Origin of the sequence: Streptomyces sp. NBC_00358, assembly GCF_036099295.1 — a bacterium.
Classification (GTDB): domain Bacteria; phylum Actinomycetota; class Actinomycetes; order Streptomycetales; family Streptomycetaceae; genus Streptomyces.
On the sequence record NZ_CP107976.1, the window covers coordinates 5044421 to 5066901 of the forward strand.

21 protein-coding genes are annotated in these 22481 nt (G+C 71.2%); 6 read left to right on the forward strand and 15 right to left on the reverse strand.

The genetic code is table 11. The features are described 5' to 3' along the window. Positions 1-13: 13 nt before the first annotated feature. From pstB to OHT01_RS21405, 11 genes are all read right to left on the reverse strand, one after another. Complete coding sequence (gene pstB / locus OHT01_RS21355) at positions 14-790, reverse strand: phosphate ABC transporter ATP-binding protein PstB (protein WP_328554718.1); 777 nt, start codon at positions 788-790, stop codon at positions 14-16. Between the two features lie 48 nt (positions 791-838). Then, positions 839-1897, reverse strand: a complete 1059-nt coding sequence (gene pstA / locus OHT01_RS21360; RefSeq protein ID WP_328554719.1) for a phosphate ABC transporter permease PstA — start codon at positions 1895-1897, stop codon at positions 839-841. Beyond that, positions 1894-2901, reverse strand: coding sequence for a phosphate ABC transporter permease subunit PstC (gene pstC, locus OHT01_RS21365; protein WP_328558203.1), 1008 nt, complete (start codon positions 2899-2901; stop codon positions 1894-1896). The genes pstA and pstC overlap by 4 nt, the downstream gene beginning before the upstream one ends. Positions 2902-3002: 101 nt before the next feature. Continuing rightward, positions 3003-4133 (reverse strand): phosphate ABC transporter substrate-binding protein PstS, encoded by a 1131-nt coding sequence (gene pstS / locus OHT01_RS21370; protein WP_405916701.1) that lies wholly within the window; start codon positions 4131-4133, stop codon positions 3003-3005. Between the two features lie 456 nt (positions 4134-4589). Further along, complete coding sequence (locus OHT01_RS21375) at positions 4590-5003, reverse strand: NUDIX hydrolase (RefSeq protein WP_328554721.1); 414 nt, start codon at positions 5001-5003, stop codon at positions 4590-4592. 10 nt (positions 5004-5013) lie between these two features. Next, entirely contained in the window at positions 5014-6084 is a 1071-nt protein-coding gene (locus OHT01_RS21380; protein WP_443043422.1) for a CHAD domain-containing protein, read from the reverse strand. Next, positions 6065-8296 (reverse strand): RNA degradosome polyphosphate kinase, encoded by a 2232-nt coding sequence (locus tag OHT01_RS21385; protein ID WP_328554722.1) that lies wholly within the window; start codon positions 8294-8296, stop codon positions 6065-6067. Before OHT01_RS21385 ends, OHT01_RS21380 begins: the two co-directional genes overlap by 20 nt. A 331-nt stretch (positions 8297-8627) precedes the next feature. Beyond that, on the reverse strand, positions 8628-9599 hold the full coding sequence (locus OHT01_RS21390) for a hypothetical protein (protein WP_328554723.1): 972 nt from the start codon (positions 9597-9599) through the stop codon (positions 8628-8630). After that, positions 9596-10549 carry a hypothetical protein gene (locus OHT01_RS21395; protein WP_328554724.1) on the reverse strand — a complete coding sequence of 318 codons (954 nt, stop codon included), beginning with the start codon at positions 10547-10549 and terminating at the stop codon, positions 9596-9598. The genes OHT01_RS21390 and OHT01_RS21395 overlap by 4 nt, the downstream gene beginning before the upstream one ends. Then, entirely contained in the window at positions 10546-11469 is a 924-nt protein-coding gene (locus OHT01_RS21400) for an ABC transporter ATP-binding protein (RefSeq protein ID WP_328554725.1), read from the reverse strand. The genes OHT01_RS21395 and OHT01_RS21400 overlap by 4 nt, the downstream gene beginning before the upstream one ends. Then, positions 11466-11852 (reverse strand): GntR family transcriptional regulator, encoded by a 387-nt coding sequence (locus tag OHT01_RS21405; RefSeq protein ID WP_405918488.1) that lies wholly within the window; start codon positions 11850-11852, stop codon positions 11466-11468. The genes OHT01_RS21400 and OHT01_RS21405 overlap by 4 nt, the downstream gene beginning before the upstream one ends. A gap of 189 nt (positions 11853-12041) precedes the next feature. Between OHT01_RS21405 and OHT01_RS21410 the strand changes: the two genes are divergently transcribed. From OHT01_RS21410 to OHT01_RS21430, 5 genes are read left to right on the forward strand one after another with little or no spacing between them, the layout of a single operon-like run. Continuing rightward, on the forward strand, positions 12042-12584 hold the full coding sequence (locus OHT01_RS21410) for an RNA polymerase sigma factor (RefSeq protein ID WP_328554727.1): 543 nt from the start codon (positions 12042-12044) through the stop codon (positions 12582-12584). A 32-nt stretch (positions 12585-12616) separates the two neighbouring features. After that, positions 12617-13510, forward strand: a complete 894-nt coding sequence (locus tag OHT01_RS21415; RefSeq protein ID WP_328558205.1) for a zf-HC2 domain-containing protein — start codon at positions 12617-12619, stop codon at positions 13508-13510. Beyond that, positions 13507-14367 (forward strand): ABC transporter ATP-binding protein, encoded by an 861-nt coding sequence (locus OHT01_RS21420; protein ID WP_328554728.1) that lies wholly within the window; start codon positions 13507-13509, stop codon positions 14365-14367. Before OHT01_RS21415 ends, OHT01_RS21420 begins: the two co-directional genes overlap by 4 nt. Beyond that, positions 14364-15935, forward strand: coding sequence for an ABC transporter permease (locus tag OHT01_RS21425; RefSeq protein ID WP_328554729.1), 1572 nt, complete (start codon positions 14364-14366; stop codon positions 15933-15935). The genes OHT01_RS21420 and OHT01_RS21425 overlap by 4 nt, the downstream gene beginning before the upstream one ends. Positions 15936-15988: 53 nt before the next feature. After that, complete coding sequence (locus OHT01_RS21430; RefSeq protein WP_328554730.1) at positions 15989-16732, forward strand: ABC transporter; 744 nt, start codon at positions 15989-15991, stop codon at positions 16730-16732. A 94-nt stretch (positions 16733-16826) separates the two neighbouring features. Here OHT01_RS21430 and mshD read toward each other — a convergent pair whose 3' ends face one another. After that, complete coding sequence (mshD, locus tag OHT01_RS21435; protein WP_328554731.1) at positions 16827-17753, reverse strand: mycothiol synthase; 927 nt, start codon at positions 17751-17753, stop codon at positions 16827-16829. A gap of 396 nt (positions 17754-18149) precedes the next feature. On the opposite strand from mshD, the gene OHT01_RS21440 reads away from it, so the two are divergent. Continuing rightward, positions 18150-19946, forward strand: coding sequence for a bifunctional metallophosphatase/5'-nucleotidase (locus OHT01_RS21440; protein ID WP_328554732.1), 1797 nt, complete (start codon positions 18150-18152; stop codon positions 19944-19946). Between the two features lie 62 nt (positions 19947-20008). Here OHT01_RS21440 and OHT01_RS21445 read toward each other — a convergent pair whose 3' ends face one another. From OHT01_RS21445 to OHT01_RS21455, 3 genes are all read right to left on the reverse strand, one after another. Continuing rightward, positions 20009-21478 (reverse strand): HAMP domain-containing sensor histidine kinase, encoded by a 1470-nt coding sequence (locus OHT01_RS21445; protein WP_328554733.1) that lies wholly within the window; start codon positions 21476-21478, stop codon positions 20009-20011. Continuing rightward, positions 21478-22209: a response regulator transcription factor gene (locus tag OHT01_RS21450; protein WP_328554734.1), complete on the reverse strand. Its 732-nt coding sequence runs from the start codon at positions 22207-22209 to the stop codon at positions 21478-21480. The genes OHT01_RS21445 and OHT01_RS21450 overlap by 1 nt, the downstream gene beginning before the upstream one ends. A 79-nt stretch (positions 22210-22288) precedes the next feature. Beyond that, positions 22289-22480, reverse strand: a complete 192-nt coding sequence (locus tag OHT01_RS21455) for a hypothetical protein (protein ID WP_328554735.1) — start codon at positions 22478-22480, stop codon at positions 22289-22291. Position 22481: the final 1 nt, after the last annotated feature.

Below are 22481 nucleotides of genomic sequence, written 5' to 3' on the forward strand. Positions count from 1 at the left end.
GGAGGCGGTCCGGTCAGCCGAAGCGACCGGAGATGTAGTCCTCCGTGGCCTGGACGGACGGGTTGGAGAAGATGCGCTCCGTGTCGTCTATCTCGATGAGGCGGCCGGGCTGGCCGACCGCGGAGAGGTTGAAGAACGCGGTGCGGTCGGAGACGCGGGCGGCCTGCTGCATGTTGTGCGTCACGATGACGATCGTGAAGCGCTCCTTCAGCTCGCCGATCAGGTCCTCGATGGCGAGGGTGGAGATCGGGTCCAGGGCCGAGCAGGGCTCGTCCATGAGAAGGACCTGCGGCTCCACCGCGATCGCCCGCGCGATGCACAGACGCTGCTGCTGACCGCCGGACAGGCCGGACCCGGGCTTGTTCAGCCGATCCTTGACCTCGTTCCAGAGGTTCGCGCCCTTGAGGGACCGCTCGACGATGTCGCCGAGCTCGGCCTTCTTGTAGGAGCCGTTCAGCTTCAGACCCGCCGCGACGTTGTCGAAGATCGACATCGTGGGGAAGGGGTTGGGGCGCTGGAAGACCATGCCGATCGTGCGGCGCACGGCGACGGGGTCGATGCCGTTCCCGTACAGGTCCTCGTCGTCGAGGAGCACCTTGCCCTCGACGCGCCCGCCGGGGGTGACCTCGTGCATGCGGTTCAGGGTGCGCAGGAAGGTCGACTTGCCGCAGCCGGAGGGGCCGATGAAGGCCGTCACGGAGCGGGGCTCGACCGTCATGGAGATGTCTTCGATCGCCTTGTGGGCGCTGTAGTAGGCGGTGAGACCGCTTACGTCGATTCGCTTGGCCATGTCAGTCACTGCTTCTTTCGCAAAGGATCGGGTCGCTGATCGGCCGCGTCAGCGGCCCGTCTTGGGTGCCTTCCAGCGCGCGATGGCGCGGGCTCCCATGTTGAGGATCATGACGAACAGGATGAGGGCGAGTGCCGCCGCCCAGGCCCGGTCGGTGGACGCCGGGGTTCCCGCGGCGTACTGCCGGTAGATGTACAGCGGCAGCGAGGCCTGAGGTCCGTCGAACGGGTTGTTGTTGATGAAGTTCGTACCCCACACCAACAGCAGCACCGGAGCGGTCTCACCGGTGATACGCGCCACCGCGAGCATCACACCCGTGGTGATACCGCCGATGGACGTGGGCAGGACCACCTTGAGGATGGTGCGCCACTTCGGGATGCCGAGCGCGAGGGAGGCCTCGCGCAGCTCGTTCGGGACGAGCTTGAGCATCTCCTCGGTGGAGCGGACCACCACAGGCATCATCAGGATCGACAGGGCCATCGCGCCGGCGAAGCCGGAGTAGCCCATGCCCATGATCAGGATCCAGAAGCTGAGAACGAACAGACCGGCGACGATCGACGGGACACCCGTCATGACGTCGACGAAGAAGGTGACGGCCTTGGCGAGACCGCCGCGGCCGTACTCCACGAGGTAGATCGCGGTGAGCACGCCGATCGGCACGGCGATGAGCGAGGCGATACCCACCTGCTCCAGGGTGCCGATGATCGCGTGGTAGATACCGCCACCGGTCTCGGCGTCGGCGACCACACCCATGGAGTGGCCCAGGAAGTAGAGGTCGAAGACCTTCGCACCGCGCTTGACGGTCTCCCAGATCAGGGAGGCCAGCGGGATGAGGGCGACGATGAAGCAGGCCCAGACCAGACAGGTCGCGATGCGGTCCTTGGCCTGACGGCGGCCCTCGACGCGCGAGGCGATCACGTACGTACCGAGGACGAAGAGGATCGCGGCGATCAGGCCCCACTGGACCTTGCTGTCCAGGCCGGCGGCGAGACCGATGCCCACGCCGACCGCGACGGATCCCGCGGCGATGGCCCAGGGCGACCATGTAGGGAGGCTGCCGCCGCGCAGCGAGCTGGCGTGCTTCGGGGTGACGGGTGCGTTGCTCATGCGTTGGCCCCCGAGTACTCCTTGCGGCGGTTGATGATGATGCGCGCCGCACCGTTGACCAGCAGCGTGATGACGAACAGGACGAGACCGGAGGCGATCAGGGCGTCCTGGCCGAACACGGTGGCCTCGTTGAACTTGGCCGCGATGTTCTGCGCGAAGGTGCCGCCGCCGGGATCGAGCAGGCTGGCCTGGATGTCGAAGCTCGGGGAGAGCACGGTGGCGACGGCCATCGTCTCGCCGAGCGCGCGGCCGAGGCCGAGCATCGAGGCGGAGATCACGCCGGAGCGGCCGAAGGGCAGCACCGACATGCGGATGACCTCCCAGCGCGTGGCGCCGAGGGCCAGCGCGGCTTCCTGGTGCATCTGCGGTGCCTGCCGGAAGACCTCACGGCTCACGTTGGTGATGATCGGAAGGACCATGATCGCGAGCAGGATGCCGACCGTGAGCATGGAGCGGGGCGCTCCCTGCTGCCAGCTGAAGATGCCGGTCCAGCCGAGGTAGGTGTTGAGCCAGCTGAACAGCCCGTTCATGTGCGGGACCAGGACGATGGCGCCCCAGAGGCCGTACACGATGGAGGGGACGGCGGCGAGCAGGTCGATCACGTACGCGATGGGTCCGCCGAGCTTGCGCGGCGCGTAGTGCGTGATGAACAGCGCGATGCCGACGGCGACCGGGACCGCGAGGGCCATGGCGATGACCGCGGAGACCACCGTGCCGAAGGCCAGCACCGCGATGCCGAAGACCGGCGGGGTGAGGCCGGTGTTCCACTCGAAGGTGGTGAGGAAGTTGCCGTGGTTCTTGCTGAGCGCGAGCGAGGCGCGGTAGGTGAGGAAGACCGCGATGGCGGCCATGATCACCAACAGGAGGATGCCGGAGCCGCGGGAGAGCGCCAGGAAGACGCGGTCACCGGGGCGGGTGGCACCGCGGGCGGCACGCTTGCGCGCGGCGCCCGAAGGTCGTGGGGCGGGAGGAGGAGCTTCAGTGCTCTGCGTCGATATGTCCATCATGAGTCTCCGGTCTGCGGAGCCGGATCAGGGTGGCGGCTCCAGGCGGCGGTGCACCGGACGGTGCGGCCCACCTCGGCGAGGCGGGCCGCACACTCGGGTCAGCCCAGGTTCGAGATGGTGGAACGAACCTTGGTGATGATCTCGGCGGGGATCGGCGCGTACTGGGCGGCGGTCAGCTGCTTCTGGCCGTCCTCGCTCGCGGTGTAGGTGAGGAAGGCCTTCGTCGCGGCCAGGGTGTCGGCCTTGTTGCCCTTCTCGCAGAGGATCTCGTAGGTGACCAGCGTCAGCGGGTAGGCACCCTCGGCGGTCGGCTTGTAGTTCAGCTGGAGCGCGAGGTCGTTGCCGGTGCCGACGACCTTGGCGGAGGAGATGGCCTTGGTGGCGTTCTCGACCGTGGCGGCGGCCGGGGCGGCGGCGTCCGTCTTGAGGGACGCGGCCTTGATGCTGCCGGTGGCGTAGGAGAGCTCGAAGTACGAGATCGCGCCGGGGGTCTGGTTCACCTGCTGGGCGAGACCGGCGGAACCCTGAGCGGACTGGCCGCCCTTCGCCTGCCAGGCCTTGCCGCCGGAGTACTTCCAGTCCGCCGGGGAGGTGGCGATGAGGTACTTGGTGAAGTTGTCCGTGGTGCCGGACTCGTCCGAGCGGTGGAACGCCTGGATCTTGGTGGAGGGAAGCTTCGCGCTGGGGTTCAGCTTCTTGATGGCCGCGTCGTCCCACGTCGTGATCTTGCCGTCGAAGATCTTGGCGAGCGTGGAGGAGTCCAGGACCAGGTTGTCGACACCGGGGACGTTGTAGCCGATCGCGATGGGGCCGCCGACCATGGGCAGGTCGACCGCGGCGTTGCCGCCGCAGACCTTCTTCGCGGCCGTGGCCTCTTCGGGCTTCAGCGGCGAGTCCGAACCGGCGAACGCGGTCTGGCCCTGGGTGAACGTCGTGACGCCGGCGCCCGAGCCCGTCGGGTTGTAGTTGATCTGGACGTCCTTGCAGGCGGCCGTGAAGGCCTTCGTCCAGGCGTCGATCGCGTTCTTCTGCGCGGAGGAGCCGGAGGCCTGGAGCTGGCCCTTGGCGCCGTCACACTTGATGGCGCTGTTGTTGCTGGCCGAGGCCGAGCTGCCGCCACCGTTGGTGTTGCCGGTGTCGTCAGAGCCGCACGCCGTGAGGGCCAGGGCGCCGGAGACGGCGAGAGCACCGAGGGTGAGGGCACGCCGGTTCATGCGCTGAAGCTTCACTTCGGGAGTTCCTTCCAGGAGCCGCCGTCTGGTGGCGGCGTGCGATGTCTGTGTCCTGCGGTCCGTAACGACGCGGAGGTTCGCCCTGGGGCGTCCTTCGCACCGTGTAAGGCCGAAATTAGGCAGAACAGGTGAAGGCGCCGAAGGCCGTAAGTGAACGGGGAGTGAACCCCTGACGGCGGTGCGGTGAGGTCACGGAACGCTCACGTCGAGGACACGGCCGTGTCCCGGCCGAGGGGTCCAATGGGGAAACTCCAGGTAATCGAACGGGTGCGCGCGCGAAGCGCGGTACCCACGTTCCCGTCATACCTCGTTCGCCCCCAATTCCTCATGCGTACCAGCGAACGGCGCGCCCACTACGGTGAGTGCCCGTCGGCGGTTCCCCCGCGGTGTCCCGCGCATGGCGGAATGCCGCTCCGGATGCCAGGGCGGCGTCCTCATAACCAGGGGAACACGTCAGGCCGTACGCAGCGCGTCCAGCAGCGCGTCCACCAGGTCCCGGTCACGGGGCTGGGTCAGACGGTGGCGGGCGGCGACGGGGGACAGCCACAGGACACGGTCGACCTCGTCGTTCGGGGCGAAGCGGCCGTCGGCCGCCTCGGCGGCCCAGTAGCGCACCTCTTTGGAGCGGCCGGCGACGAGATAGCGAAGGGTGGGGAGGACCGCGCCGGGGACGGCGTCGTAGCCCGTCTCCTCCTCCACCTCGCGCAGCGCGCCGGTCAGGAACCCCTCGCCGCGCTTCAGCTTGCCCTTCGGATGCGACCAGTCGTCGTACTTGGGCCGGTGGACGAGGCAGATCTCCAGCTCGGAGTCCACCGGGGAGCGGCGCCACAGGACACAGCCCGCCGCCTGGATGGTGTCGTCGTCCATGGGGCCTCCCTCACGGGGTGCGTACGGCTTCCTTCTGCCAGGCCTGCTGGAAGGCGAACCGGGCCGCCTCCACCTCGTGCCGCTGATCGGCGTGCAGCACACCGAGCGCGTACGCCGTGGCCGGCGCGATGCGCGGGGTGCGGGCCGCCGACGCCGCGGCGGCCGCCGCCTCCGCCGCGTCCCGGTGCCGGTTGAGCGCCTTGCCCGCGCCGAGCAGGCGCGTGTCGACCGGGCACTCCCCCTGGTGCAGCACCTCGCCGGCGTACCGGTGCAGCCGCATGAGCAGCCGGACCTGGTGCCAGGGCGCGTCCTGCGGCTGCGGAGCGGTGTCGGCGGCGAGGCCGTGCACGAGGGCTTCCGCGTTGTAGGGGTGGCCCGCCACGACCAGCGGCAGCGCGCCGACGGCGTCGGTCAGCCGGTCCGCGGCCGCGGCCGCCAGCGGACGCAGGTCGGTCTTGTCCGCGGACCTGGCCAGCGGTACCTCGCTGGCCAGGACGGCGACGCTGTCGGCGACGGCGTGGAAGCGGGAGGAGCCGAGCGCCTGGAGGGCCGCCGAGTGCGCGCGGGTCCGCGCGAGTGTGAGCTGGCGGTCGAGCAGCGCGCCGGCCTTCGCGGCGCCGATGGTCAGATGGCCCGGCTTGGCGGCGGCCGGGGTCCGGCCGCCCTGGGCGGGCAGCGCCGCCGTGCCCGACAGCCGGTTCAGCGCTCCGAGCAGCCGTTCCAGGCGTGCCGCATAGGCGTGCTCGCGCGCCAGGGTGCCGGAGAGCCAGGCCAGTTCTGGGCGCATCCGCTCCGACCAGTCCGCTTCCAGCAGCGGCCGGAAGGTGTGCAGACTGCCGCTGATGCGGCGGGCGGAGCGGCGCAGGGAGCGCGCCGCGTCGCCGGACTCCCCGGCCCCGCCCGCCGCGGCACCGGTCTCCCGGTGCTGGCGCAGCGAGCGGAGGAATTCCGTGGCCTGGGCCCGCAGATAGCCCGCGAGGGCGTCACCGATCGGGGCACCTCCCTCGTCGAGGGGGGCCGGTGCCCTGGGGGCCGTCCCGGCCACGGAACCGGTGGGGGGATCAAGGTGCTGCTGTGCCACGCCGGCGCCTCCGGGCGTCTATGAGCATCTCCTGGACGTTCCGCAGAGGCTGGCCGTCCGCGTCCATCGCGTGCCGGATCCACTCCCCGTCGGGGCCGAGGTGCCAGGAGGCCGTGGTGTCGGACATGCCGGTCTCCAGCAGCCGGTTGAGGGCTGCCCGGTGAGCCGGGTCGGTGACCCTGACCAGGGCCTCGATCCGCCGGTCGAGGTTGCGGTGCATCATGTCGGCGCTGCCGATCCACACTTCGGGCTCGCCGCCGTTGCCGAAGGTGAAGACCCGGGAGTGCTCCAGGAAGCGGCCGAGGACGGAGCGGACCCGTATGTTCTCGGACAGGCCCGTGACGCCGGGCCGGACGGCGCAGATGCCGCGCACCCACACGTCGACCGGCACACCGGCCTGGGAGGCGCGGTACAGCGAGTCGATGAGTGCCTCGTCCACCATCGAGTTGACCTTGATGCGGACGAACGCGGGACGCCCGGCGTTGTGGTGCTGGACTTCCTTGTTGATCCGCGCGATCAGTCCGTCGCGCAGGGACTTGGGCGCGACCAGCAGACGGCGGTAGGTCTCGCGGCGCGAGTACCCCGAGAGCCGGTTGAAGAGGTCGGAGAGGTCCGCGCCGACCTGCGGGTCGGCGGTGAGCAGTCCGAGGTCCTCGTACAGCCGGGCGGTCTTCGGGTGGTAGTTGCCGGTGCCGACGTGGGAGTAGCGGCGCAGGGTGTCGCCCTCCTGCCGGACCACGAGCGACAGCTTGCAGTGGGTCTTCAGGCCGACGAGGCCGTACACCACGTGGCAGCCGGACTCCTCCAGCTTGCGGGCCCACTTGATGTTCGCCTGCTCGTCGAAGCGGGCCTTGATCTCGACCAGGACGAGGACCTGCTTGCCGGACTCGGCCGCGTCTATCAGGGCGTCGACGATCGGCGAGTCGCCGGAGGTCCGGTAGAGCGTCTGCTTGATGGCGAGCACGTCCGGGTCGGCCGCGGCCTGTTCCAGGAAGGCCTGCACCGAGGTGGAGAACGAGTCGTACGGGTGGTGCAGCAGGACGTCCCGCTCGCGCAGCGCGGCGAAGATGTCGGGCGGGGACGCCGACTCGACCTCCGCGAGATCGCGGTGGGTGCCGGCGATGAACTTGGCGTACTTCAGCTCCGGCCGGTCCAGGGCGCCTATGCCGAAGAGACCGGTGAGGTCCAGGGGACCGGGCAGCGGGTACACCTCCGCCTCGGAGATCTTCAGTTCCCGTACGAGGAGATCGAGGACGTAGCGGTCGATGGACTCCTCGACCTCCAGGCGCACCGGCGGACCGAAGCGGCGCCGCATGAGTTCCTTCTCCAGGGCCTGGAGCAGGTTCTCGGCGTCGTCCTCCTCGACCTCCAGGTCCTCGTTCCGGGTGAGCCGGAAGGTGTGGTGCTCCAGCACCTCCATGCCGGGGAAGAGCTCCTCCAGATGGGCCGCGATCACATCCTCGATGGGGACGTAGCGGTTCGGGGAGGCCTCCAGGAAGCGGGAGAGCAGCGGCGGGACCTTGACGCGCGCGAAGTGGCGGTGGCCGCTGACCGGGTTCCGTACGACGACGGCGAGGTTCAGGGACAGGCCCGAGATGTACGGGAAGGGGTGCGCGGGGTCGACCGCCAGCGGGGTCAGGACCGGGAAGATCTGGTGCCGGAAGAGGGTGAACAGGCGGGCCTGCTCCTTCTCGGTCAGCTCGCTCCAGCGGACCAGGTGGATGCCCTCCTCCGCCAGCGCGGGAGCGACGTCCTCCTGGTAGCAGGCCGCGTGCCGGGCCATGAGCTCCCGGGAGCGGGCCCAGATCATCTCCAGGACCTCGCGGGGCTGGAGGCCCGACGCGGACTTGGTGGCGACACCGGTGGCGATGCGGCGCTTGAGGCCTGCCACCCGGACCATGAAGAACTCGTCCAGGTTGCTGGCGAAGATCGCCAGGAAGTTCGCGCGCTCCAGAAGGGGCGTGTTCGGGTCCTCCGCGAGTTCCAGAACGCGCTCGTTGAACGCCAGCCAGCTGCGTTCACGGTCCAGGAAGCGGCCTTGCGGCAGCATGATCCCGTCCTGCACCGTGTCCTCGTACTCGTCGAGGTCGGCGTCGAGGTCGGGCTCCAGATCGGAGACGTTGGCCGCGACGGTGTGCGGCCGGTGCGCGGCGATGGAGCCGACCGAGGGCTGCGGGTGCTGCACGGGTGCCTGGGCGCTTCGCTGGTTCATGGACCCATTCTTCCGTGCCGAGGGCGAGACCGGCGCGTCGGAGAGGGCGGGCGCCAGAGCGCCGATGCGGAAATTCCCGTTCCGCATGGCCGGCGTACGCTCACTCCCCGTCGACGGTGAGGACTCGTTCTCCGGCGGGGGAGAAGGCTCGGGCACGGCGGGCTGCATTGCTTGAGCGTCGCAAGGTCACCTGAATCGATGGTTACGGCGACATGACGTGCGGGCTATCTGGGGGAGGCTCCCGGACGTCTTCACGTCCGGGAGCCAGGTACTTCCTGGTACTTCAGGGCATTTCCGGGTACGCCCCTTCCCCGGTGAGGGGCGTACCGGCTCAGGGGGTACGGCGGCGCAGCAGCGTGAAGGCGGCGGCGGTCGCGAGCCCCGCGACGGCCAGCAGCAGGCCGCTCTCGACGAGCTGGAGGGGCCAGAAATGGGACTCCGGCTGATAGGTCGTCCAGAAATCGGCCAGCCCCGACCGCTTCACACACTTCCCGAGGGCGGCGGCGCTGTCGGTTCCGACGCAGGCCATGCTGGTGCTGAGCCGCTCGCCGTCGCCGGTGACGGCACCGTGTTCGAGGATCAGGGCGCCGTGCGGGAACTGGAGTGCGGCCCGTCCGGTGGCCGTCTCGGCAGGCCACAGACTCATCCGGAACCTGTCCAGCACCTCGTGCAGGACGTACGCCGTGCCGAGGGCGGCCGCGGCGGCGGGCATGGCCCTGCGCAGGACCAGGCCGGCGAGCGCGCCGAGGGCGAGGCCCGCGAGGGCGTACGCGACGGCCACCGGGCCGGAGGAGATGAAGACGTTCGTGAGGAACCAGTCACCGGACAGTTTCCCGTTACCGGCACGGCGGGTCCAGCTGCCGAGCAGAACCGCCAGCGTGGTGCCCGCCGTCAGCAGGACCGCGGGGACGGCGAGCTTGGCGGCCAGCCAGCGCGCCGGGGTGACGGACTGGGTCCAGGCCAGCCGCGCGGTGCCGCTCTCCAGCTCGCGGCCGGTCAGCGCGGCACCCGCCCAGACCGCGACCGCGTACATCAGATACGTGACACAGGCGGAGACCAGGGCCAGACCGTAGGCGTAGATCTTGTCCGCCATGGTCTCCCGGATGATTCCGCAGTCCGCCAGGAAGTCCGACGCGTCGCAGTCCCCGGCGGCCGCGCGGGCGTCGGGGCCGATGGCGTGCATCCAGATCAGGACCGCCGCGACGGTGAGCAGGGCGGCGCCCCAGGCGTACAGGGCCGTGCGGTGCAGGCGCAGCACGGTCCAGGTCAGGCCGGACGGGCGTCGCAGGGTCAGGGCGCTCATGAGGTGGACGTCCTCCTCAGGACGCCGAACGCGAGGGCCACGAGGATCGCGGTGGCGCCCAGCAGGACGCCTGTCTCCAGGAGCTGGCGGGGCCAGTAGTCCGGGGAGGGGAGGTACTCGCGGGTGAAGCGGACGACATCGTGCCGGGCGAGACACGCGTGGCTGTCGATGCAGCCCGGGTCGGGGATCCGCGCGCCCGTGGAGGTGATCGCCCGGCTTCGGACGGACAGGTCGGGCTGCTGGTAAGTGCCCTGGAAAGGCCAGGAGTTCCCGCGGAACGCGATGACCGCGTACTGGGCGAGCCCGGCGACGGCGAGGGCGGGCAGGGTGCGGCGCAGCGTGAGACCGACGAACACGCCGACGGCCAGACCGAAGAGCGGTGCGGCGACGGTGGCCGGGCCGATGGAGAAGTACACGGCGCGCGGTCCGATGCCGGCCAGCAGGAGGTTGCCGTGGGCGGACCACAGCATCCGGTACAGCGCGACCAGCAGGCCGGTGCCGACGGTGATGAACAGCGCGGGCACCGCCAGTTTGGCGGCCAGCCAGCGGGCCGGGGTGACGGACTGGGCCCAGATGAGCCGGGCGGTGCCGCTTTCCAGCTCGCGGGCGGTCAGCGAGCCGCCCGCGAAGACGGCGACGGCGAACGAGGCGAAGCTCAGCAGGGAGGCCGGGTCGTAGAAGAGGTCGTTGTAGGCGCCGGAGAAGGGGGAGCCGATGATGCCGGCGGTCCAGGCGTCCTCCTGGACGCCCGTGTAGCCGAGGGCGTCGAGCAGATGCTGCGTGTGGGCCGCTCCGGGGCCGTACAGCCACAGCAGCAGACCGGCGGTGAGCACCACGTAGCCGGTCCAGATCCACAGCGCGGTGCGGTGCAGCCGCAGGACGGTCCAGACGAGGCCGCGCGGCCTGGGCAGAGCGCGGCGCACGGGGGACGGGGAAGTGGTGGCGCTCATCGGGTCACCGCCGCGGGGGTCGCCGTCGTGCCGGGCGTGAGCAGGGCGGGGGCCGAGGGGGAGCGCAGATGGGCGAGGAGCAGTTCCTCCAGCGACGGCCGCTCGGTCTGCCAACGGTCGTCCACCGGCCCGTCGTTGCGTATGAGGGCGGTCAGGCCGCGGCCTGCGGCGCGGGACTCGACGACGAGGTGCGGGGCGAGGTCGCCGGGGGCGCCGCGGCCGGTCACCACGGTGTGCGCCAGGAGCAGGTCGTCCAGGCCGCCGCCGAGCCGGATGCGTCCGTCGCCCAGGAGCAGCAGATGGTCGCAGGCGTCGGCGAGTTCGGCGACGATGTGCGAGGACATCAGCACCGTGGTCCCGCGTTCGGCGGCGTCCGCCATCAGCGTGCCCAGCAGTTCGTGGCGGGCCAGCGGGTCCAGGTCGGCCATCGGCTCGTCCAGCAGCATCAGTTCGGGCCGCTTGCCCAGCGCGAGGGCGAGTGCCACGCGGGTCCGCTGGCCGCCGGAGAGTCTTCCGACCCTGGTCCCGGGATCGAGTGAGCCCTGTTCCACGATGGCGGCGGCGTACGGGGCGTCCCAGCGGCCCGGGTTGAGCTCGGCGCCCAGGCGCAGTGTCTCGGCGATCGTGAGCTGGGGGTACAGAGGCTTGTCCTGGGAGAGGTGGGCGATGTTCTCGCGTGCCCCCGCCGTGGTCGTGCCGAGCACGGTGAGCGTGCCGGCGGTGGGCCGCAGCAGCCCGGCCACGGTCGCCAGCAGGGTCGACTTGCCCGCGCCGTTGGGGCCGACGAGGGCGCTGACCCGTCCGGCCGGGAGGCGGAAGGAGCAGTCCTCCAGAGCCGCGGCGGAGCGCCGGCCGTAGCGCACGGTGAGACCGTGCGCCTCGATGGCGACGGTGGGGCGGGTGGTGCTGGTGGAACTCACTGGTCCCCCTTCGGGAAGTGTTCGTCCAGTACGGAGCCGAACAGCGCCGCCACGTCCTCGCGGTCGAGGCCCGCCGTGCGGGCGCCGCGCACCCAGGCGTCGAGCTCCTCGCGCAGGGGCGAGTCCGCGGGGGCGGCGCCGAGCGTTCTGCGGACGAAGGTGCCGAGGCCGCGCCTGGCCTCGACCAGGCCCTCGCGCTCAAGTTCGCGGTAGGCCTTCAGGACGGTGTTCGGATTGATCGCGGTGGCTTCCACGACCTCGCGGGCCGTGGGGAGTTTGTCGCCGGGTTCGAGGAGGCCGAGGCGCAGCGCCTGCTTCGTCTGCTGGACGATCTGGACGTAGGTGGCGACGCCGCTGCGCCGGTCGATGCGGTACGCGACCACTCGGACAACCACCCTTTCACTAATTGAGTAGTGAAAGGGTGGTGCAAGAGGGGGTCCGCCGTCAAGTCCGGGCCGTTCGCGCGGTGTTGTTCCGGCGTGAAACCCGCCTACTTGCCGGGCACGCAGGGGTCGCCAGAAATTCTTGGCCGATGTGTGAACCGATCGGCGGGGCTCGTCCGATGAGGGGATGTGAGGGAAACGAGAAGCGACGGAGAGCTGCTGCGGGCCATCGCAGCGGACGGGGACCGTCGCGCCTTCGAAGAGCTGTACCGGCGGTACGCGCCATGGCTGACCGCGCGGTTGCGCGGCCGGTGCGCCGATGCCGGGATCGTCGACGACGTCGTCCAGGAGACCTTCCTCGCGGTCTGGCGCGGCACCGCCCGCTACCGAGAGGAGGGCGACCCGGCCGGCTGGCTGTGGCGCATCGGCTCACGGCGCCTCGTCGACTCGATACGGGGCGACGGCGCGCGCGGCCGGCTGCGGCACGCGCTGGCCCGGCTCCGGCACCGCGACGAGGCCTCGGCGGAGGAGCGCGTGCTGGCAGGCGTCGAACACGGCGACCTGGCGGGCGCGCTGACCAGGCTCTCACCCGAACTCCGTGCGGTCCTCCAGGCCACGGTGATCGACGGACTCAGCACCAGGGAAGCGGCCGTCCTGCTCGGCATTCCGCCGGGCACGGTCAAGACGCGGGCACTGCGTGCGCGCAAGCAGTTGCGGGAGGCGTTGGCATGAGCGACGACCGTCGCGGGAGCGATGACAGCGACATGAGCGGCGACAGCGACCTGAGCGGCGGCAGCCGCAGGGCCTGGCATGTGCCGGAGGAGGACCTGCGGGCCTATGCGCAGGGCGAGTTGGCGCCGCCCCACATGTGGTCCGCCGACACCCATCTCGCCGCGTGCCCGCGGTGCCGGGAGACGCTGGCCGCACTCAGCGACCCGGTCGCCCTGGACGCCGGGTGGGAGCGGCTCGACGCCGAGCTCGACGCCCCCCGGCCGGGACCGGTCGAGTGGCTGCTCGTCCGGCTCGGCGTCGCCGACCACACGGCGCGGCTGCTGGCCGCCGCCCCCGTCCTGCGCCGCTCCTGGCTCGGCTCGATCGTCGCCCTGCTGGGCATGACCGTGGTCGCGGCCAACGAGGTGCGGGCCGGGGCCACACCCATCCTCTTCCTGGCCCTCGCGCCGCTGCTCCCGCTCGCCGGGGTCGCGCTCTCCTACGGTCCGGCGATCGACCCGACGTACGAGATGGCGGTCGTCTCCCCCCTGCACGGCTTCCGGCTCCTGATGATCCGCACGGTCTCGGTGCTCACCGTGTGCCTGGGATTCAACGGCCTCGCGACCGTCGCCCTGCCCTCCTACGGACTGCACGCCCTGGCCTGGCTGCTGCCCGCCCTCGCCCTCACCGCGACCGGACTCGCGCTCAGCTCCCGGTTCGGACCCGTGCTCGCCCCCTCCCTGGTCGGCGGCGGCTGGATCGCCCTGCTGGCCGTGGCACGGGCGACCACGGAGTCCGACACCACGCTCGCCCCGTTCACGGCGGCCGGGCAGGGCGTCTCCGGGGCCGTCGCGGCACTGGCCGCCGGACTCCTCTACCTCGTGCGGGACCGGTTCGACGCGTCCTGCCTCCCGCTCACCGACTTCACCGACAGGAACCCCGCATGATCCCCACCGTCTCGGCCTCCGGCCTGACCCTCCGCTTCGGCGGGACACTCGCGCTCGACGACATCTCCGTCCGCCTGGCCGAGGGAGTCACCGGACTTCTCGGGCCCAACGGCGCCGGAAAGACAACCCTGCTGAGGGTGCTCGCCACCGCCGTGCTCGCCGACCGGGGCTCCTTCACGGTCCTCGGACACGACCCGGCCACCACCGCCGGACGCCTGGACGTGCGGCGCGCCCTGGGCTATCTGCCGCAGACCCCCGGCTTCCACCAGGACTTCTCGGCCTTCGAGTTCGTCGACTACGTGGCGATCCTCAAGGAACTGACCGACCGCACCGCCCGGCACCGCGAGGTGCGCCGGGTGCTGGAGGCCGTCGACCTGTCCGATGTCCGCGGCAAGCGCATCAAGCGGCTGTCCGGCGGTATGCGCCAGCGGGTCGCGCTGGCCGCCGCGCTCGTCGGCGACCCCGGCTTCCTCGTCCTCGACGAGCCGACCGTCGGCCTCGACCCCGAACAGCGCATGCGCTTCAGGGAACTGATCGCCCAAGCGGGAGAAGGCCGCACCGTCCTGCTCTCCACCCACCAGACCGAGGACGTCGCGATGCTCTGCCACCGGGTGATCGTCATGGCCGGCGGCCGAATCCGCTTCGAGGGCACCCCCGCCGAGCTGACCGCCCGAGCGGCCGGCCGGGTGTGGAGCGGCACCGAGCGCGATCCGGCCGCCCGAGCCGGATGGCGAACGGGCACGGGCGCCTTCCGTAATGTCGGCGACCCTCCCGAGGGCGCCGAACTCCTCGAACCGACCCTGGAGGACGGCTACTTGCTCACTCTCGACGCCGAGACCGCGGCGGTGACGGCATGAGCGCCACCACGAGCACGATCACGCAGGCGGCTCCCACGGGGGTGGAGCCGCCTGCCCGGGGCAGGGAATCCCGGGCGGCCGCCGTCCTGGCCCTGGCCCGTTTCGAAGCACGCGAACTGCTGCTCCAGATCCCGGTCCTGGTCTTCCTCGTGCTGTACGTCGGCTACACCGGATGGACACTGTTCTCCGGCCGTGAGGGCATGGACGACTTCCCGGTCCTCCAGGACGTCGACCGGTCCACCCAGTCGGCACCCCTCCTGCTCGGCATCGCCGTCTTCGTCGGCGTCAACCGCGCCGTGCTGCGTTCCCGACGGCACACCACCGACCGGCACTTCGACATCCTGCCCATGGAGCAGTGGCGGCGCACGGTGGCGCACGGACTGTCCGTCCTGCCGTTCGCCGCGATCACCGCACTGGTCGTCGGCTTCCAGTTCACCTGGGCGGCGCTGAAACCGGGCGCCGTGGGCCACGGCTCACCCGCCGAACTGGCCGTGGGCCCGCTGGCGATCCTCCTGGGCGGTGCCCTCGGAGTCCTGCTCGCCCGGGTGATACCGATCGGTTTCATCGCACCGCCCTTCGTGATCGGCGCCTACGTCCTCACCTTCCTGGCCTCCGCGTCCACCCAGGGGACGCACTGGGTGCGCTGGCTCGGACCGGTCGTCTCCGACGAGGGCGCCGACCCCTTCCCCTCCGGGCTCCTCGGCCGCCCGGCCGCCTGGCACGCGCTCTATCTGACGGGCCTCGCGGTACTGCTGCTCTGCCTCGCCGTCCTGAGGAGCGGCGGCCGGACCTGGCTGGTCGGATCGGTGACCGTGGTGGCCCTCGCGGTGACCGCCGCCGGTGTGGCCGGACAGTCCCCGGGCGAGCCGGCCTCGCTGCTCGCGGCCCGCGCCAAGATGTCCGTCACCCCGGAGAAGGCGCAGACCTGCGTCCAGCACGGACGGTCCACGTACTGCGCCTACCCGGAGTGGGCCGGTCGCACCGCCGACTGGGCCGCCGCCGTCGACCGCATCCAGTCCCTTGCGGGTGGTTCCGCCGGGGGCGAGCGGCTGACCGTGCGACAGCGGATCGACGCTCGCTACGGCCTTCAGAGCGATGCCGCGATTCCCCCGTCCACCACCCGGGGCACCGTGACGGTCGGCACGCGCTGGGGCGGAAACCGCCTCCCCGAGTTCGCGGTCGGTGTCGCCTCGGTCCTGGTCCTGGGCGACGAGGCCACCGCCGGGAAGGTCTGCGACGCGCGTGCGGTGACCACGATGTGGCTTGCGCTGAGCACCCAGCCGGACCCGATGAAGTCCCTCCGCAACGTCCGGCTGGACGACAGCATCACGGGCTCCGCCATCGCGCTGGCCCCGACGAGCCCCATCTCCATGTCCGCCCAACAGACCACCGTGGTGCGCGAGTTGCTGAAGATGCCGCACTACAGCGTCGCCGCCAAGGTGAAGGCCCACTGGACGGAGCTGACGTCCGCCAAGACGTCCACGACACGGGTGGCCGAGCTCCTGGGAGTGCCGGTCGACGGCAAGGGGACCGCGGCGGATTCCGGGAGCGGATCGTGCGAGGAGTAGCGGGGGCGAGGAGAGAGAGGGACGAGAGGGGCGAGGTGAAGGACAGAGGAGCGGTGAAGGAGAAGGGAGCGGTGAAGGACAGGGGAGCGGTGGAGGACGTCGTGGGTGCTGCGGGCCGCCCTGCTGAAACCCTCGGCCCCCCACCCGCGTACGCGGTGGCCTTCGCCCTTCTCCGGCCCGTGTGGCGCAGCCTGCCGCACTGGGCCCTGGCGGCAGGCGCGGTCCTCGGGCTGCTGCTGGCCGGCATTCCCCGGATGTTCGCCGGTCCACCGGATCCATGGCTGTGTCTCAACCTGTTGCGGGCCGCGGCGCTCGCCTTCGCTCTGGGACTGACGTTCCTGCTCGACGATCCGGCCCGGCACACCACGGCGGCGGTTCCGACGAGACGGCCGGTGCGGATCGGTCTGCGGGTGGGTCTCGTCGTACCGTTCATGGCGTCGTGGTGGACGGCCGCGCTGTTCCTCATACCCGCCGAGGGCCGGCCCCCGGTGGGCGCGATCACCCTGGAGGCGGCGGCCTTCGTCGTCCTCGCGCTGGCCGCCGCGCTTGTCGCCGTACGGCACTCGGAGGCCACCGAGCCGGGGGTCGCGCTGTCCGCCGGGCTCGTGGGCGCGTCCTTCGCCGCCACCCTGCTGCTCCCCGACCGCTGGGCGCTCTTCGTGGCGCCGTTCGACCCGCACTGGGACGACGCGCACCGGCGGTGGGCGGGCGTCCTGGCCGTGGCGGCGCTGGTGGGGGTGTGCTCCGTGGCCGAACCTCTGCGGCGACGCCGGACGACCCTCCTTGCCCACCGCTGACTTCAGCCCCTGAAAAGGCGCTCGTGCTCCGCGAGGTCGTGCTCCGAGAGGTCAGAACTCGGTCGGGTCAGGACTCCGTTCGGTACATGTCGGGTCAGGACTCCGTTCGGTACATCAGGTCCGTCTCGTGGGTGACGAAGCCGAGACGCTCGTAGACGGTGACCGCAGCCTTGTTGTCGGCGTCGACGTAGAGCATCGCGGTGGGCAGGGTCTGCGCGGCGAGGTGGCGCAGCCCGATCGTGGTCAGAGCCTTGCCGAGACCGCCGCCCTGGGCCCCGGGGCGCACGCCGAGGACGTACACCTCGCCCAGTCCCTCCTCGGCGTGGACCTTGGTCCAGTGGAAGCCGACGAGTTCGTCGCCCCGGAAGGCCAGGAAGAAGCCGGCCGGGTCGAACCACGGTTCGGCCATCCGGTCGTCGAGGTCGCGCTGGGCGAGGGAGCCCTGCTCGGGGTGGTGGGCGAAGGCGGCGGCGTTCACGGCGAGCCAGTCGCCGTCGTCCTGGCCGGGCACGAAGGTCCGGACGGTCACTCCCTCCGGGAGCTTCGGCTCGGTCAGGTCGAGGTTCTCCAACGGGCGGCGCATCTGGCGCAGTTCGCGGAAGAGGGTGAGGCCGAGGACCTGCGCGAGATGCCGGGCGGCGGAGTGCCCGCCGTGGGCCCACACGCGCAGCCGCTTCCCGGACTCGTTGAGCATGGCCGAACCGAGCGCCCGTCCGTGCCCGTGACCGCGGTGCGCCGGGTGGACGACCAGTTCGGCGGCCGGGGCCTCGACCGGGTCGGTGTCCTCCAACTGTGCGTAGCCGATCAGTTCGTCGCCGAGGGTCAGCAGCAGATGCCGGACGCCTTCACGGCTCCCGCCCTTCAGTTGGAGCCGCCCCTGTTCCGACACCGCCTGCTGACCGTCGGCCCGAGCGGCCTCCGAGAGCAGCCGGAGCACGTCCTCGGCCTGACCCGGGGAGAGCACGGAGTAGGTCTCGATGGAGCGGGTGAGGGCGAAGGGTGCCGCGTCGTCGCTGGTCATGCATACGAGGGTACGGCTCGGCGGTGGGGGGACAAGGAGTTGGGCGGCGCGGACACGGATCGTGGCGGGAGGCCGGGCGGGCGGCCGGGAGGGGCGCCCGAGAGGGGGGTGGCGACATGGGTGTCGGTTCCCGGTGAGGCGATGGCAATCCGTCCGTAACCGCGAACCCCCTTTTGCGCTACGCGCGTTGATTCTAAAGTGCATGCAAAGCCGCGACCGTGGCTCGGTCCGGCAGCGGTCCGGCAGCGGTTCGCGCGACGCGCGCGACCTGAGGGCCCGCGCGGCGCGCACCACGTGCGGGCCCGCGGTTCGCACGGCCCGCACCACCCGCACGGCTCACGCACGGCTCACGCACGGCACACCGTTTCGGCCACTCACCGTTCTCCAGGGGGAACCATGCCGCCCACGATCCGGTCCAGACGCGCACAGCGCCTTCTCGCGGCCGCCGCCGGACTCGCCACCGTCGGCGCGCTGGCCGCGGCGATGCCCGCCAGCGCGCACCAGGACAAGGCGACGCCGCTGCACCACCACGGCAGCGGTCGCTACCAGGACGTCCAGTTGCTGTCCTTCAACGACCTGCACGGCAATCTGGAGCCGCCGACCGGGTCCTCCGGCCGGGTCACGGAGCTGGAGGCGGACGGCACGACGAAGACCATCGACGCGGGTGGTGTCGAGTATCTGGCCACCCATCTGCGCAACGCCCGCAAGGGCAACAAGTACTCGATCACGGCGGCCGCCGGTGACATGGTCGGCGCCTCCCCGCTGATCTCCGGCCTCTTCCACGACGAGCCCACCATCGACGCGCTCAACGGCCTCGACCTCGACGTCACTTCGGTCGGCAACCACGAGTTCGACGAGGGCGCCAAGGAGCTGGCCCGGCTCCAGAAGGGCGGCTGCCACCCGACGGACGGCTGTTCCGGCGGCGAGAAGTTCACCGGCGCCGACTTCCCCTACCTCGCGGCGAACGTCACCGACGAGAAGACCGGGAAGCCGATCCTCAAGCCCTACTGGGTGTGGAAGAAGAACGGCGTCAAGATCGGGTTCATCGGCGTCACGCTGGAGGGCACGCCGAACATCGTCTCCGCCGAGGGCGTCAAGGGCCTGAAGTTCGGTGACGAGGTCGAGACGATCAACAAGTACGCCAAGGAGCTCCAGCACCAGGGCGTGAAGTCGATCGTCGCGCTGATCCACGAGGGCGGGGCGCCCGCCTCGCAGTCGTACAACTACGACTGCGACAGCCCCGGTGCCGGTGACGGCATCTCCGGGCCGATCGTCGACATCGCCAAGAACGTCACGCCGGCCGTGGACGCGCTGATCACCGGCCACACCCACCAGGCGTACGCGTGCACCATCCCCGACCCGGCGGGCAGGCCCCGCATGGTCACCTCGGCCTCCTCGTTCGGGCGGCTCTACACGGACACGACGCTGACGTACGACCGCTGGACCGGTGACATCGCCCGTACGGCGGTGAAGTCCGCGAACCACGTGGTCACGCGCGATGTGCCGAAGGCCGCCGACATGACATCCCTGATCACCAAGTGGAAGGCGCTCTCCGCGCCGGTCGCCTCGCGTCCCCTCGGCTACATCGCGGGCGACATCGGCAACACCGGCACCGAGTCCCCGGCCGGCGACCTGATCGCCGACGCGCAGCTCGCGTACGCCAAGTCCGTGGACCAGGAGGCCGACCTCGCGGTGATGAACCCGGGCGGCATCCGCGCCGGACTCACCTACACGGCGAGCGGCGGCGAGGGCGACGGGGTGGTCACCTACGGGGAGGCGTACACGGTCCAGCCGTTCGCCAACACCGTGAACCTGGTCGACCTCACCGGCGCCCAGGTGATCACCGCACTCCAGCAGCAGGTCAGCGGCGCCAACGAGGCCGCTCCGAAGATCCTCCAGATCTCCAAGGGCCTCACCTACACGCTCGACCTGACCAGGACCGGCGCGGCGCGGGTCGTCGCCGACTCGGTCAGGCTCAACGGCACCGCGATCGACCCGGCCGCCACCTACCGCGTCGCGATGAACTCCTTCCTCGCGGGCGGCGGCGACGGCTTCGCGGAACTCGGCAAGGGCACGAACGTCCGTGTCGGCGGCGACGACCTGGCGGCCCTGGGCGCCTACCTGACGGCCAACTCCTCGGCCGCGACGCCGTACCCGGTCCCGGCGGCGGACCGGATCACGGTCGTTCAGTAGACCGAAGAGCGGCGAGCCCCCACCCGCGTCCGGGTGGGGGCTCGCTCATGACCGGGAGCCGGTCAAAGGGTGTCGGGCGGGCCGGTCGGAGCCCCCGGAAGCCGGACGGCCGCGATCGTGCCGCCGCCCTCCGCGGGGCGCAGCGACACCTCGCCGCCGGTCTGCTGGACCGTGCGGGCCACGATGGACAGGCCGAGCCCCGATCCGGGCAGCGCCCGCGCGTCGGGGGAACGCCAGAAGCGGTCGAAGACGTGCGGGAGTTCGTCACCGGGGATGCCGGGGCCGTGGTCGCGCACGGTCAGTTCGCCGTCCTTCAGCCGCACGTCGATCGTGCCGCCCGCGGGGCTGAACTTCACCGCGTTGTCGAGGATGTTCACGATCGCCCGCTCCAGCGCGGAGGGCTCCGCCCGGACGAACCAGGGCTGAAGGTCGGCCGTGATCGTCAGCTCCGGTCCGCGCAGCCGGGCCCTGCGCAGGGCCGCTTCCACGGTGTCCTGGAGTGCCACGACCTCCACCCGGTCGGCCGGGTGCTCCGCGTCGGACCGTGACAGCGTCTGGAGGTCGCCGATCAGCGCCGCCAGCTCGGTCATCTGCGCCTTCACCGAGGCGAGCAGCGCCTTGCGGTCCGCCGGGGGGATCGGGCGGCCGATCTCCTCGCTGCGGGTGAGGAGTTCGATGTTCGTACGCAGGGAGGTGAGCGGCGTCCGCAGCTCGTGCCCGGCGTCGGCGATGAGCTGGTTCTGCAGCTCGCGGGAGCTCGCGAGGGAGGCGGTCATCGAGTTGAAGGAACGGGAGAGCCGGGCGATCTCGTCGTCGCTGTCCTCGTCCACGGGGATGCGGATGGTGAGGTCCTCGGTGCGGGCGACGTGCTCGACGGCCTCGGTGAGCTCGTCGACCGGGCGAAGCCCGGCGCGCGCCACCCAGAGCCCGGCCGCCCCGGCGCCGACCACGCCGATGCCGCCGACGAGCAGGAGTACCAGGGCCAGTTCGTTGAGCGTGGAGTTGGTGCCCTTGAGGGGAATGGCGTACATGGTCGCGGCGTCCGGGACGATCGACGTCGTGCCGTTCGGATCGCCGATGGCCAGGGGGACCGTCAGAACCCTTAGGGGGTTGCCCTTGGTGTCGGTGCCGTTGCGGAAGACGCCGTGGCGCGCGACCGGGTTCTTGGCGAAGGCGGTGTCGCTGCCTGCGATCTCGATCTTGCCCGGTGAGACAGGGGCGACACAGGACTGACCGTCCGCCGTGACCACCTGGAGGTAGGACTCGAACTGGGCCCGGAACCCTCCGGCGTCGGTCGGTGGCTGGCCGGACGGGTCGTTCGCGGAATTGCCGCAGTTGGTGATGGTGCTGGCGATGTTCCTGCCCTGCGGGCGGGTCGCCGACGACTGCAATTCGTTGTCCAGCTCGTTGTACAGCTTCCCGCGCACGATGAACCAGCACGTCACCGCCACCGCCGCCACCGCGAACGCCACCGCCGCCGCCACCAGCAGGGCCAGCCGGGAGCGCAGGGGCAGCGACCTGAATCTGCGCATCACTCCGCGCCGCCGGCCCGCAGTACGTATCCCACGCCGCGGACCGTGTGGACCAGGCGCGGCTCGCCGCCCGCCTCCGTCTTGCGGCGCAGGTACATGACGTAGACGTCGAGGGAGTTCGACGACGGCTCGAAGTCGAAGCCCCAGACGGCCTTGAGGATCTGCTCGCGGGTGAGGACCTGGCGCGGGTGGGCCAGGAACATCTCCAGCAGGGTGAACTCGGTGCGGGTGAGCTCCACCGGGCGCCCCGCCCGGGTGACCTCGCGCGTCGACAGGTCCATGCGCAGGTCGCCGAAGGTCAGCGCGTCGTCCTCGACGACGGCGCCCGCCGACGCCGCGTACGAGCTGCGCCGCAGCAACGCGCGGATGCGGGCGAAGAGTTCGTCGAGCTCGAAGGGCTTGACGAGGTAGTCGTCCGCGCCGGCGTCCAGGCCCGTGACCCGGTCACCGACCGTGTCACGGGCTGTCAGCATGAGGATCGGCGTGGTCGTGCCCGCGCCGCGCATCCGGCGGGCCGCGGTGAGGCCGTCCATGCGCGGCATCTGGATGTCGAGGACGACCAGGTCGGGCTGGTAGGCCGTCGCCTTCTCCAGGGCGTCCGCGCCGTCGACCGCGACCTCGGTGTCGTACCCCTCGAAGGCGAGGCTGCGCTTGAGTGCGTCGCGCACGGCCGGCTCGTCGTCGACGATCAGGATGCGCTGGGTGTCACGGTCGCCTTCGGCGGAGCTCATGGGTGTCGGGTTCCTCGGGTGGGATGGGGCGTGATCGGGTGCTTTCAGCCTCGCACGTTCGGGGCTGTCCCGGAATGGATCAGCTTCGTACGGTACGGCGGCGGGTGGAGCTTCGCCGAGGGGCGGGCCGGGAGACGGCGGGGGCCAGTTCCGGGGCGCGCCGCGCGGGTGCGTGCAGCTCGCGGGCGACCGTCAGGGCCAGGCCGATTCCGGCCGGGTCGCCGGCCCGGTCGCCCGCCGGGGCGGTGTGCGGGACGCGCTCGATCTTCATG